Origin of the sequence: Psychrobacter sp. A3, assembly GCF_028823565.1 — a bacterium.
In the GTDB taxonomy this organism is placed as follows: Bacteria; Pseudomonadota; Gammaproteobacteria; order Pseudomonadales; family Moraxellaceae; genus Psychrobacter; species Psychrobacter celer.
In genome coordinates this window covers 1-12,817 of sequence record NZ_JAPEHS010000013.1, presented here as the reverse complement: position 1 = coordinate 12,817, position 12,817 = coordinate 1, and the positions used below count along the sequence as shown (strand labels likewise).

Sequence of the window (12,817 nt, the reverse complement as noted above, 5' to 3'; positions counted from 1 at the left end):
GTCAAAAACCATAAAGGCAAAAAAAGCCACTGCATAAACAATGGCTGGCGATGAGGTCAATGGCGCTTGTCAAATACCGATAGTTGTCAGGGGCGTAGCTTATCATCAACGGCGTTGTTTGTTGCCTAAGGTATTACTTTTTATCAAGTTGACTCTCATTTGCCAAAGCAGGGCGGCGCTCTTCTTTAATCAAAATCTTCGCCAAAAACAGCCCCAGCTCAAACAACAGCCACATCGGAAAAGCCAGCATCAACATCGACACACCATCCGGCGGTGTCACCACGGCCGCGATTGCAAAGCAACCAACGATGATATAACGGCGTTTATCCTCTAAGCTGTCAATGGAGACGATACCGGCCAATATCAACAGCAAGGTGACGACTGGTATCTCAAAGGTCAAGCCAAATACCATAAACAGCTTTAGGGCAAAGCTCAAATAACTGTCGATATCTGTCATGGGTAAGACGTTTTGCGGTGCAAAGGTAATAAAGAATTTCAGAACCCCTTTGAGCACAATAAAATAAGCACGCCACCCCAGCATAAAACAATACGATAGAAGACATCAGCACTGGAATGGCGATTTTTTTTTCTTTTTTGTACAGACCTGGGGCGACAAATGACCAAATTTGATACAAGATATAAGGCATGGCCACAAAGGCGGCGACAAAGATACTCAAGCGTATCGGCGCCATAAAGTTTGAGGTGATATCGGTGGCAATCATTGTCGAGTTGGCAGGCAACTGCGCGACCAATGGGTCCGATAACAGGTTATAAAGCTCGCGTGAAAACCCAACCAAGGCCAAAAATACCACCAGCACCGCCACGCATATTTTGATCAGATGACGGCGTAAATCAATGAGATGCTCAGTGATGGGCATATCGCCAAGTGAGCTTAACATATCTCCATCATCGCTATCATAGGCCATATCGGCTGAGCGGGTTTTTTCTGGCCCTGTATCGCCGATTTTTTCTTGTCGGCTTTTTTTGCGTTTAAACAAATCCATCAGTCGGCCTCCTGCATCTGGGCAGACGCTTGTGAGGCGATAGGATTGGTAGGTGCGTTATTTAATAAGATGTCTGCTTGATAATTGGGGAGATAGGGGGCAGCGGGTAGGCGGCGTGCTTTATCATAATCACCGAGGCGAAACCACATGTTTTCCCAAGGTTTGGTCATGGTGGGCGGCGCTGTTTGCTGATCGATGCCGTCAGAGGGCTGATTATGCTCATAGGCGTGTGCAAATGCCGTTGCCACCTCAGGCTGCTCATTTACGGTATTGCGCGCAGTATCAGCCTTGTGACGCGCTGTGTCATCGTTAATCACAGGCTGATGCTCTGCATGCGGATCGGCTGTTAGGGCGCGGTTCTGTGACGACTCAAACTCTTGCATACTGCCGCGCATCTCTGCCATTTCACGTCTCATCTCCGCCTCTGTCTGACGGATTTTTGCCAGCTCTTTTTGCATTTGTTGCCGAGTCTCGGCCAAGTCGAGCTCAGCCTCTATCTCCGATTGTAAGGTGGAGACAGTGCGGCGAATTTTGGCATACCACTGCCCAGCCGTGCGCGCCGCTTGCGGCAGCTTTTCGGGGCCCAAGACGATCAAAGCAATCACGCCAAAGAGCAGTAATTCAGAAAACCCAATATCAAACATAATGGTGGATTGTCACTATCTGGATGCTAGCGGCATTATACCTAGCATGGTATTTGCTATGATCAATGATGCTTATCGTCAGTAGGGAGCGTGCTGCTATGCTCATCGACTCTATTAGATGCTTGGCGCTCTGCTGGATGAGCTGCGCCGTCGTGATCGAGTACCACTTGCTTTTTGGCATGCTCAGCATTTTCGTCTTTGACTGCGTCTTTAAAGCCTTTGACCGCACCGCCCAAGTCTTTGCCGGCATTTCTAAGCTTTGAGGTGCCAAATACCACCACCACCACCACCAGTAATATCAGCCAATGCGTAATAGAAAAACTGCCCATAATGATATCCTTAATGTCTGAGACCTCATGTCTGAGATTTCTGAGTGTGAATGCTGCTCTTTAGTTGTTGACATCAGTATTGCCGCCACCGCGCTACTGTTATTTTATAGAATATTGATCTATTTGACAAAAATACAGACATAACACTGACGTAAAAATACTATTATACCTTGCCGTTATGACAAAAAGGTGAAAGTCGCAACAATCACACAGAGTAAATAGGTAATGGCACTTTTGTTTTCGACATATAGTCGGTCCTAAATAAAACAGATACATTATATATCAACGTGCAACTGGTCTAAATTTTCCTTTCGTGCTGTGCCTACGCAGATAGAGGCTGCGAAAAACTTGTTCCAGTCCCACTGTATCGTTTTTATACTGAACTCACTATATGATAGGTTATCTCGACGCTTTCTCATCGATGCCTGAGAGACCAAAGCGTCGGCCCAGCTCGTTTAAGATGGCGTCTGACTCGATATCAAACCATGCCAGACCAACCAACGTATGAAACCAGACATCAGCCACTTCATAAATAAACTCATAACGCGCGGCATCAAAGGCTTCTTTATCTAGTTGCGCATCACTATGGGCCAAGTCTTTGGCCGCAATAATGCTCTCGGTCGCCTCTTCGCCTACTTTTTCTAATATCTTGTTAAGACCTTTTGCGTAAAGGCTTGCCACATAAGAGCTATCGCTATCTGCTTGCTTGCGGGCGCTGAGGACTTGATCGAGCTGCTGTAAAATGGAGTCTTCAGCTTGCAGGCTTTGATGATTCTCTTCAGCCAAGTTAGTGTTTGTTTTACTCGTAGTTTCTGTAGCTTCAGGGCTTTGAGAGTTAGTGCTATAGATATCGGCAGGGTCTTTTAATACCGGTTCCACTGTTTGCCAAGTGGGCTCTGAGCCCGATAAGTCTAAACGCTGATAAAAGCAGGACTCACGGCCAGTATGACAGGCGATGCCGCCCGCTTGTGTCACGCTCAGCACAATCACATCTGCATCGCAGTCTAAGCGGATATCATGGACTGTCTGGGTGTGACCTGACGACTCTCCTTTGTGCCACAACTGACCACGCGAGCGCGAAAAATACACCGCTGTCTTTGTCTCGGCGGTGAGCTGGAGGGCCTCGCTATTCATCCATGCCATCATGAGGATACGCCCAGATTCATGATCTTGAGCAATAGCGGGAATCAAACCATCAGCATTAAATTTTATGGCGGCAAGCCAAGCAGGTAAAGTCATAATATGTCTGTCTTGTGATGAGAAATAGGAAATAGATAGTTAGAGGGACTGTGCTCGACCCTCTATGTGACATTTTGGCCTAATGATGGTAGGGGCTCAGAGCGTCAAGGGCATCACAGCCTAAATCAATGCGGATATAGCGCCGCTTTTGTGTCTTTATCCAAGGCGGCGGGTTTGTTGAGGCGAAAATCGTAGCTGATAAAATGGATCCGCGCCTTTGCCACCACCTCGCCACCATGCATACGTGATATTTTGATGATCATATTGCCGCCGTTATCATACAGTGGCTCGACCCCCACTTCAAAAAACAGCTCTTCGCGCGCTCGTACACGGCTATTGGTGGTTAGCTGTATGCCATCGATGATCAGTCCTCGATGGTCCGCATTGATATCTTGTATACCTTTTGCATGCAAAAACTGATACCGCGCCTCACAAAGCAAAGCGGTCAACGCTTCAAACGAGATATGCTGACTCCTATCGATTTCAGTATGACGCACTCGCATCACTGTCTCAAATACAAATAGGCTGTCATCAAAGTCTAACTCTTGATTTGACACGTTATCTCCTAGAGTGATGGCAGGCAATGATGGGGGTTGCCAATCATGTTATAGGTGTACAGCGTCAGGACGGATTATGGTCATAAAACGGATGAGCACAATACCGAGTCAATGGCTATCGTTACTGGCATACAATTCGTGCACGATAAGCAATCAAGCCCAACCTCTACTTAAGCACAGCTTTGCCTCACATTCAATCTATTTGCAAAAAAAATTCCCGACTTTATGACCTGGTTTTATGACCCGACCTTATAAAGTGTATCGCCGTCTTTGTGGCGGGCTATTTGGCGGAGTGTAGGGGAGCCATAGTGATATGCGCTTACTAAAAGCGCTGGCTATATAAACAGCTGAGCGCTTGGGCGAAAATTCACTTGGCAAAACAGGGCGCTATCTGCTAAAATAGCGCCTCCCACCTCGAGGCAAATAACAGTTTAGTGGTTGTTTTTAAAGCCACTATTTATGACTGACGATTTGACGACCAGGTTCTATCAAAGACAAAGAGGCAACTCATCATGAAAGTTAAGATGAAAACCAGAAGCGGTGCCGCTAAACGCTTCAAAAAAACAGCGAATGGCTTTAAGCGTAAGCAAGCCTTCAAAAGCCATATCTTGACCAAGAAATCAGCTAAGCGTATTCGCCAGTTGCGCGGTCTAAAGATGGTGGACAAGTCTGACGAAGCAGCAGTTCGTCGTATGTGCCCATACATCTAATAGCCTATGGTCACTTAGCTTTAATGTATTAAAGGTATTTGACTTTGCAATCTGATAACGATGTCTGGTATTCACTTATATAACGACATCGTGATTCGTTTAATAATGATTAAAAAATCTTGGAGTAATTTATGGCCCGTGTAAAACGTGGTGTACAGGCAAATCGCCGTCACAAAAAAATCTTAAAGCGTGCTAAAGGCTACTACGGTGCCCGTTCACGTGTTTACCGCGTAGCGGTACAGGCAGTGACCAAAGCTGGTCAATATGCTTATCGTGACCGTCGCAACAAAAAACGTACTTTCCGTCGCCTTTGGATCGCACGTATCAATGCTGGTGCTCGCATCAACGGCTTAAGCTATAGCCGCTTTATCAATGGCTTGAAAAAAGCAAACATCGCAATCGATCGTCGCGTCTTAGCTGACATCGCTATGCATGATGCAGCTACTTTCACCGCATTGGTCGAAAAAGCAAAAGCGGAATTGGCCTAAATATTACCCTTTCCGTTAGGTGGCTTGCTTTTTTAGCAAATACCTAGATGGATCGGACTAATATTGATTAATAGTACGATATTAATAAAAGCTACCGCTGGTCGGTGGCTTTTTTTATAGTAAATTATTTTGGCGTCATCACTATTGCGGTTAAACACACGCGTTTTTGCTAAATATCTATTTGGCTAGATATATATGTCCACATATTCAAGCCATTAGCATCACTCATGGTCATCGTGAGATAACCGAGCAAATGGTTTGCAATATTTGGTCAAATCCCTACAATTACCAAGCACTATACTTACTTAATAGTCCGTTTAAATCAGGAATAATGCGTCTTATGACTACCCCTGCTGCTATCACCGATTTGTCGGCGCTACCGACCTTGTCCTCAGAGCTTAATGAGCTAAATGAAGCACAGCTCAATGAGTTTGCCAGTGCTGCTGAAGCGCTAATTTTGCAAGTAAACGACGCGCGTACGCTACAAGACTTGCGTGTACAGCTAACGGGCAAAAAAAGCTCGCTTACCGGCTGGTCAAAACAGATGGGTAAGCTTGGTAGCGATGACAAAAAAATCTACGGCGGCTGGTTGCACAGTGTGCGTAGCCGTATCGGACAGGCGCTCACCGAGCAGCAGCAGCAGCTAGAAGTCGCTGCATTGAATGCCAAGCTTGCAAGCGAGAGTATCGATATCACCCTGCCGGCGCGCGGCGGCCAAAAAGGCCATTTGCATCCAGTGACGATGGTGACCCAGCGTATGCAGCAGTACTTTGTGCAGGCAGGTTTTAACGTCGCGACAGGCCCTGAAGTTGAGAGTGACTACTATAACTTTGAAGCGCTTAATATCCCATCGCATCACCCTGCGCGCGCGATGCATGATACGTTTTATTTTGATGCGCACTACTTGCTGCGTACGCACACCAGTCCGGTACAGATTCGCACCATGGAAAAGAACGAGCCGCCGATTCGTATCATTTGCCCAGGCCGCGTCTATCGTAACGACTCAGACCAAACGCATTCGCCGATGTTTCACCAGCTAGAAGGGCTGATGGTGACCGAGTCGAGCACCTTTGCTGAGCTAAAGGGCTTGATCAGTGAGTTTTTAGAGGCGTGTTTCGTTGACTGTACGTTTTCGTCCGTCATTTTTCCCATTTACCGAGCCTTCAGCTGAAGTGGATATCCTCGATGACAATGGCAAATGGTTAGAGGTGATGGGCTGCGGCATGGTGCATCCGCAGGTGCTGACTAACTGCGGTATCGATAGCGACAAATACACTGGCTTCGCCTTTGGTATGGGTATTGAGCGCTTTGCCATGTTGTATTATGGCATCGATGACTTGCGTTTGTTTTTCCAAAATGACGTGCGCTTTTTAAAGCAATTTGGCTAGAGTGCTTTTTTATATAAAAAGCGCGCCTTGTTGATACAACAAGTGTATGTGCCAAGCTTTACTCCAACATCTTTATTACAAAATTCTGATCCGAGATATTTATGAAAATTAGCGAACAGTGGCTACGTCAATGGGTGAACCCCAATAATACCAGCGAGCAATTGGCCGAACAGCTGACCATGGCAGGGCTTGAGATTGATGATCGCTTTGCCGTTGCCCGTGCATTTAACGGTGTGGTGGTCGGTGAGGTCATCAGTGTCGAACCGCATCCTGATGCCGATAAGCTGCGCGTCACGCAGGTAAATATTGGTGAGTCTGAGCCATTACAAATCGTCTGCGGCGCGCCGAATGTGACGGTCGGTATGAAAGCGCCCGTGGCAATCGTTGGAGCGATACTGCCAAGTGATGATGCCAGTAATGGTAAATCGGGCTTTAAGATTAAAAAAAGTAAACTACGCGGCGTGGCCTCAAACGGTATGCTGTGCGGTGCCTCCGAGATCGATCTGGTTGACGACATAGATGGCCTACTTGAGCTACCTGCAGATGCACCCATTGGCACTGATATCCGTGACTATCTAGGTTTAGACAATCAAATACTCGATATCTCTATCACGCCAAACCGTGGCGACTGCTTTAGCGTGCGCGGTATTGCCCGTGAGATATCAGTGATTAATGATCTGCCGATGCAGCAGCCGGAGATTGTCACTGATGTAGCGGTAACGAACAATGATGCAACGCCTGCGGTCACCATTAGTGCCAATGAAGCGTGCCCACGCTATCTCTTACAATCAATCAGCAGTATTGATCGTAGTATCGATACGCCAAAATGGATGGCTGATGCTTTGGTTCAGTCAGGACTACGCTCGCATAACTTTTTGGTGGATGTGACCAACTATGTATTGATGGAGCTTGGTCAGCCATTACATGCGTTTGATGCCGATACCATTCAAGGTGATATCGTGGTGCGTTTGGCGCAGCCTGCAGAGACATTAACGCTACTGAATGAGCAAACCATTGCTCTAACTGGTGATGAGCTGGTGATTGCCGATGATGAGGGCGTGCTTGCCCTAGCGGGAATCATGGGCGGTAAGCGCAGTAGCGTCACCGATAGCACCACCAATATTATTTTAGAAAGTGCGTTTTTTAATCCGCTGGCTATCGCGGCACGCGCGCGTCGTTTTGGCTTGCATACCGATGCCTCGCAGCGCTTTGAGCGCGGGGTAGACTTTGCGCTGCCAGCACTTGCTTTGGCGCGTGCTGTTGATTTGATTACTAGTGTCACAAGCGGGCAAGCTGGGCAAATAGTAAAAGTAGAAAATAGCGAGCACTTACCAGCCCGTACGCCGATTACCTTGCCAATCAGCAAAGTCCGTGAGGTCGTTGGTATCGAGATAGAGCCTGCGGTCATGGTGCGTATCTTAACCCAGCTGGGCTTTGAGGTCGCGCAGCAAGCGGAGAGTCTGATCTGTACGCCGCCGTCGTATCGTTTTGATATGAGTATTAAAGAAGACCTTATCGAAGAGATCGCCCGTATCTACGGTTATGACAATATTCCAAGCGTCCTGCCGCATCTGCAAGTCAGTATGGATTATGACGATACGGCTGATTTGACGCATGAGATGAAGCTGGCACTCGTCAATAATGGCTATATGGAAGCGATTAGTTTTAGCTTTAGTGATGCCAAACTTGAGACGCTACTTGATGATGAAGCGTTAGGTGAAGTGTTGGCATTGGCCAATCCGATCTCAAGCGATCTGGCGGTCATGCGCCGTACATTGCTCTCAAGCTTGTTGCCTTGTGTACAATATAACCTCAATCGTCAGCAGCCGCGTGTACGTTTTTTTGAAACAGGTCTGAGCTTTGTCGGTCAAAGTGTCAGTGACTTGGTGCAGACGCCGAGCATGGCGCTGGTCGCAGTTGGCGATATTTGGGATGAGCAAGCTTATCAAAACCGAGCTTTAGATTTTTATGATCTCAAGCACGATATCGAGCAGCTACTTCCAGCCCAAATCGATCGTGCGCGCGTACGCTACGAGCGCAGTCAGCTAGCATTTTTGCACCCTGGTCAAAGCGCCAAGCTGTATATCGATGATATCTATGTCGGCTGGTTGGGTCAGCTGCATCCGAGCACCGCAAAACAGCTGGATCTGCCTGCCACTTGGGTTGCCCAGTTATCGCTTGCGCCGCTGCTTAACTTGGCCCGCGAGCAGCATGACATCACCACGCCAAGTAAGTTTCCACAAGTGCGCCGTGATATCGCCATCTTGGTAGATACCGAGATTAGCCTACAGACGCTAGAGTCGACGGTGCGCCGTGCTGCTGGAGCCTTGTTGAGTGATATGTGGTTATTTGATATCTATCAAGGTGATAAAGTACCGACAGGTCAGCGCTCGCTTGCATTTGCTCTGATATGGCAAGATGTGTCACAAACCCTATCTGACGAGGCAGTAAAAACTGCCACTGATAAAGTCGTTCAAGCTTTGATTGAGCAGCATTCAGTACAGCTGCGTGACAGCTAACCTCTACACCCGAAAACTGATAACGCATCATGGCCTTTTTTAATTAAAAGGCTGTGGTGCCTTATTTGTCAAAAAAATTATGATCGAGACGTTTTTTTGTCTAAAAAATGGTAAGTGGTTATTAATAAAAGAGATTTTATAACGTCTATATTAAAAAGACCACAAAAAACCTTTATAATAACTGCTATCCCCTCATACCGCTAAACCATGATATTCGACATCACGACATAGCATAGGAGTCGTACTGTGAGCACTTTAACCAAATCTGACATGATTGAGCACTTGATGAGCCACCTAAACCTAACGCGCCAAGATAGCCGCTGTTTGGTAGAGCGCTTTTTTGAGGAATTGTCAGAGAGTTTGATTGATGGCAAAGAAGTCAAGCTTTCAGGCTTTGGCAACTTTGAGCTAAAAGACAAAAATAGCCGCCCTGGTCGCAATCCAAAGACAGGGGAGCCCGTTGCCGTATCTGCGCGCCGAGTGGTGACCTTTAAGACAGGTCAAAAATTTCGCCAGCAGGTTGATGAGCGTTTGTTTGATGCTTAGTCTGTGTCTATACATATAGGCGCTGCTCAGAGGAAAAAGAACCAAAGATAACGCTGTTTAATAGGGACTTTTTTGGGTATGTCTTATCTACTAGCTTAGCGCAAACAATCAGTGTCCATCTAGTTGGCAGGCTATCCTACTATCATCTTGCTTCAATAGCAGGCATAAAAAAAGAGAGCATAGGCTCTCTTTTTTACTACAGTGTTTATTGTATGACCAATAAAATTACTGAGCTTCTTCAACAACCACTTCGTCAGCTGCATCAACAGCTGCAGTGTCAGTTTCGCTAGCTACATCAACGCTAGTAGTAGTACCGTCTACAGGTACTTCAGCGTCCATTTCGTCAGTTGCAGTTGCAGCTTGTGCATCAGCGATGTCAGCTTCAGCTTCAGCAGCGGCAGCTTCTGCGTCAGCAGGTACAGCTTCGCCGTCAGCAGCAGCTTCGTTTAGCTCTTCTTGAGCGTCTTGTACTTCTTCTTGTGCGTCAGATAGATCTTCAGCAGCGTTTTCAGTGTTGCTGTCACAGGCAGTTAGGCCCATAGATGCAGTCATGATACCAGCTAGAGCAAGTAATTTAAGGTTCATAGTAGTTTCTCCGAAAAAATGAAATGAGCAGTAGTAGTAACAAAAGCCAAAAAAAGGTCGAAATCTGATGTTTTTCAGAGTTCAACTAATCTTAGTTACAACTACTCAGCTTTCACGCATTCTATATGTTTTCTTTCTGAATGGAAAGAGGCTGTACAATTCAGTAACAATAAAATTGTAAATGTAATTTTACATCTTAAACCTCTTATCTTCTCTTGAAGAGTAACACCAAATAATATGCGTATAATCAATAAGATCGGCTTATTATAAAAGCATATTTGCTGTCTTGATATTCTTTAACTGTTGGTGTTGTGTAGTGCTTTCATTGAATATGGCTGGTATTCGGTAATTGGCGTATTGTGGTCAGTAAATTTTACGATAACGTAATCAATTTCGGCGTTGTTTTTGTACTGTATCTGCTAAAGGCTACTGATAGGCATATAGTATATTCAATTTAAAAATGTTATAGCGCTACTGGTATAAAATTTCCTTGCGTGCTGTATACAAAGAGTCTACGCAAAATTCATCCCAGTAGCGCTTTGGAACTTATGACATTTTTATTTTCAACTGACTATTTAAAAGTCATAAAACATAATAAGCAAAAAGCTTGGAGATACCGTAAAAGCTAGGTGCGACAATCAGTCAGACAATCAAGAACTAAAAATACTTGTATAAATGGTCGATAGTATGATGGTATAAATCATATATTTAAGGAGAGATGGTATGAAGTGGCAAGGTAGGCGAGGCAGCTCAAACGTGCGCAGCAGTCGCGGCGGCGGTAAGATGATAGGGGGTGGTATCGGCGGTATTATTATCGCGGGTATTTTGTGGTTGGTTTTTGGGGTCAACCCCATGACGGCATTACAGACAGGGCAAGTGGTGGCAGGCGGTGGCGGCAGTACGGCAAGTGAGCCTGCCACCAGTGACGACCGCGATACGCAGTTTGTCAAAGTCGTATTGGCCGATACAGAAGACGTTTGGCATCAGATATTTAATGAAGCGGGCAGTACGTATCAAGAGCCGTCGCTCATATTGTTTAACGGTCAAGTCAGCTCTGCTTGTGGGAGTGCCAGCGCTGCAACAGGGCCATTTTATTGTCCGGGGGATCAAACCATTTATCTGGACACGTCGTTTTTTGTGGAAATGCGTCAAAACCTAGGTATCGCAGGCGATCAGCAAGGCTCAGGGGATCAAGATAACCAAGGTAAGGCAGGCGACTTTGCGCAAGCCTATGTGATATCGCACGAGGTGGGCCATCACGTGCAGACGTTGCTTGGCATCACTCAGCAGGTGAATGAGGCTGGTCGTCAAGTCAGCCGTGCACAGGCCAATAAGCTATCGGTCATGCAAGAGTTACAAGCGGACTGTTTTGCTGGGGTATGGGCGCAGCGCAATCAGGAGCGCGTACAGTTCTTAGAAGCAGGTGATATTGATGAGGCCATCAATGCTGCAGGCCAAATCGGTGATGATCGTCTCGCTCGTGCAAGCGGCGGCGCGGTTGTACCAGATAATTTTACGCATGGTACCAGCCAACAACGTGTGCAATGGTTTACTCGCGGTCTGCAGAGTGGCAATGTACAGGCATGTGATACCTTTAGTGGCGCTCTATAATGTGGATAGATTAGAGTCGATGCACTCTAAAAAGGACATAGCGTTACGGGTATAAGTATTCCTTGCGTGCTGGCTCGTCTACGCTGGCAGTAGTGGTGCAACCTACACTTAAAGACAGCATCCGAGTCGCGCACTTAACGGTATCGTCATTTTATTTTGAGTTGACTATACTTAATTGAGCGATTTTTTAGCCACATATTTGATGTATTCTGATTTGACCGTTGTTTAAGTTTGAAATAAAAATACACGCCTGCTAATCGCAAAAGGCCTGCAATGCTTGCAGGCCCTTTATTTATCTCTACATACTATTTAGACAGCTTATGAGAAAGTTCACATCAGTGTCTTTTAAGCTCAAAGCGTCTTTACTTATCTAAGCTTAAAATACTCAGAAGGTATGTCTTTAAAAAGACTTATCTAACCAAACTGCTTGAAGTGTTATCTAGAAGTGTTGTCTATCCGTTATAAACCAAATTATCTGGTTTGGTCTAGGATGTAAGCGCCAGCGCCACCAACAGCAGCACCGCCCAATGCCCCGCGAGCGATATCTTTACTGTCGCCGCCACTTCTGATCAACGCGCCCGCTGCTGCGCCTGCTGCTGCACCTTTAGCGGTATTGCTCAAGCCAGAGTTGTAGCCATTGGTCGCACAGCCGCCCATGATTAAAGCAGAGCTAGTAATGGCAGTCATTGCGATAGTTTTAGCAAATTTCATAATATCACCTATCAAATTATCAAGTTGGGTCAAAAAAAGAATACGAGATTTTTAGTGCTATGTGTTTGATATAGATAAACCGTACCAAGCGAATCCAGCAATTGTCTTAGAATAATCTGTATTGCTATCGCAAGACATAGGATTATATTAAGGGTTTTCAATATTTCAATACGTGTACTGCTATCGCACCTGATAGCAGAGTATATCTATGCTAACGTTTATATTAACCCATCAATTCGTCTCTAGGCGTAGTAAAAGCGCTAAGCTTTGCAAGCAAGCTGTAAAAGATGTTTCCCCACTGTATCCTTGGTATGGATTTTGCTTAGTGGCATTGTATTTGTATTGATAATACGCTAATTGTTTTTGTCACTGCTAGCGCTATCTGTTTGTAAAGAAATAGGGTCTTATATAGTTAGCTGAATGTAAAACTGTTACGGATTTAAATGCGCTACTGGTATAAATTTTACTTGCGTGCTGCGTTCCCAG

The 12,817-nt window shown here is 45.9% G+C and carries 11 protein-coding genes and 2 pseudogenes; 6 read left to right on the top strand and 7 right to left on the bottom strand.

Going from position 1 to position 12,817, the window contains the following annotated elements; all coding sequences use genetic code 11:
* Positions 1–133: 133 nt before the first annotated feature.
* The 5 genes and pseudogenes from tatC to NK638_RS03570 form a co-directional block, all read right to left on the bottom strand.
* A pseudogene (gene tatC, locus NK638_RS03590) lies at positions 134–1,004 on the bottom strand (twin-arginine translocase subunit TatC).
* On the bottom strand, positions 1,004–1,648 hold the full coding sequence (gene tatB, locus NK638_RS03585; RefSeq protein ID WP_274631974.1) for a Sec-independent protein translocase protein TatB: 645 nt from the start codon (positions 1,646–1,648) through the stop codon (positions 1,004–1,006). Before tatB ends, tatC begins: the two are co-directional and overlap by 1 nt.
* Before the next feature lie 62 nt (positions 1,649–1,710).
* The gene (tatA, locus tag NK638_RS03580) at positions 1,711–1,977 is read right to left on the bottom strand and encodes a Sec-independent protein translocase subunit TatA (protein ID WP_274631973.1); all 267 of its coding nucleotides are present in this window, start codon (positions 1,975–1,977) and stop codon (positions 1,711–1,713) included.
* A 399-nt stretch (positions 1,978–2,376) separates the two neighbouring features.
* Positions 2,377–3,216, bottom strand: a complete 840-nt coding sequence (gene hisIE, locus NK638_RS03575) for a bifunctional phosphoribosyl-AMP cyclohydrolase/phosphoribosyl-ATP diphosphatase HisIE (protein WP_274631972.1) — start codon at positions 3,214–3,216, stop codon at positions 2,377–2,379.
* A 125-nt stretch (positions 3,217–3,341) separates the two neighbouring features.
* Positions 3,342–3,773, bottom strand: coding sequence for a thioesterase family protein (locus NK638_RS03570; protein ID WP_274631971.1), 432 nt, complete (start codon positions 3,771–3,773; stop codon positions 3,342–3,344).
* Between the two features lie 512 nt (positions 3,774–4,285).
* Between NK638_RS03570 and rpmI the strand changes: the two genes are divergently transcribed.
* The 5 genes and pseudogenes from rpmI (at position 4,286) to NK638_RS03545 (ending at position 9,424) form a co-directional block, all read left to right on the top strand.
* Positions 4,286–4,483, top strand: coding sequence for a 50S ribosomal protein L35 (gene rpmI / locus NK638_RS03565; protein WP_011281253.1), 198 nt, complete (start codon positions 4,286–4,288; stop codon positions 4,481–4,483).
* 131 nt (positions 4,484–4,614) lie between these two features.
* A complete protein-coding gene (gene rplT, locus NK638_RS03560) occupies positions 4,615–4,971 on the top strand; it encodes a 50S ribosomal protein L20 (RefSeq protein WP_075101938.1) in 357 nt (118 codons plus the stop codon).
* 340 nt (positions 4,972–5,311) lie between these two features.
* Positions 5,312–6,359 (top strand): annotated as a pseudogene (gene pheS, locus NK638_RS03555) (phenylalanine--tRNA ligase subunit alpha).
* 101 nt (positions 6,360–6,460) lie between these two features.
* Positions 6,461–8,878 carry a phenylalanine--tRNA ligase subunit beta gene (pheT, locus tag NK638_RS03550; protein ID WP_274631970.1) on the top strand — a complete coding sequence of 806 codons (2,418 nt, stop codon included), beginning with the start codon at positions 6,461–6,463 and terminating at the stop codon, positions 8,876–8,878.
* 246 nt (positions 8,879–9,124) lie between these two features.
* Complete coding sequence (locus NK638_RS03545) at positions 9,125–9,424, top strand: integration host factor subunit alpha (RefSeq protein WP_075101941.1); 300 nt, start codon at positions 9,125–9,127, stop codon at positions 9,422–9,424.
* A 225-nt stretch (positions 9,425–9,649) separates the two neighbouring features.
* Here NK638_RS03545 and NK638_RS03540 read toward each other — a convergent pair whose 3' ends face one another.
* A complete protein-coding gene (locus NK638_RS03540) occupies positions 9,650–10,009 on the bottom strand; it encodes a hypothetical protein (protein ID WP_075101942.1) in 360 nt (119 codons plus the stop codon).
* Positions 10,010–10,732: 723 nt separating this feature from the next.
* Between NK638_RS03540 and ypfJ the strand changes: the two genes are divergently transcribed.
* Positions 10,733–11,620, top strand: coding sequence for a KPN_02809 family neutral zinc metallopeptidase (gene ypfJ, locus NK638_RS03535; RefSeq protein ID WP_274631969.1), 888 nt, complete (start codon positions 10,733–10,735; stop codon positions 11,618–11,620).
* Between the two features lie 471 nt (positions 11,621–12,091).
* Here ypfJ and NK638_RS03530 read toward each other — a convergent pair whose 3' ends face one another.
* Entirely contained in the window at positions 12,092–12,331 is a 240-nt protein-coding gene (locus NK638_RS03530; protein WP_075101944.1) for a hypothetical protein, read from the bottom strand.
* Positions 12,332–12,817: the final 486 nt, after the last annotated feature.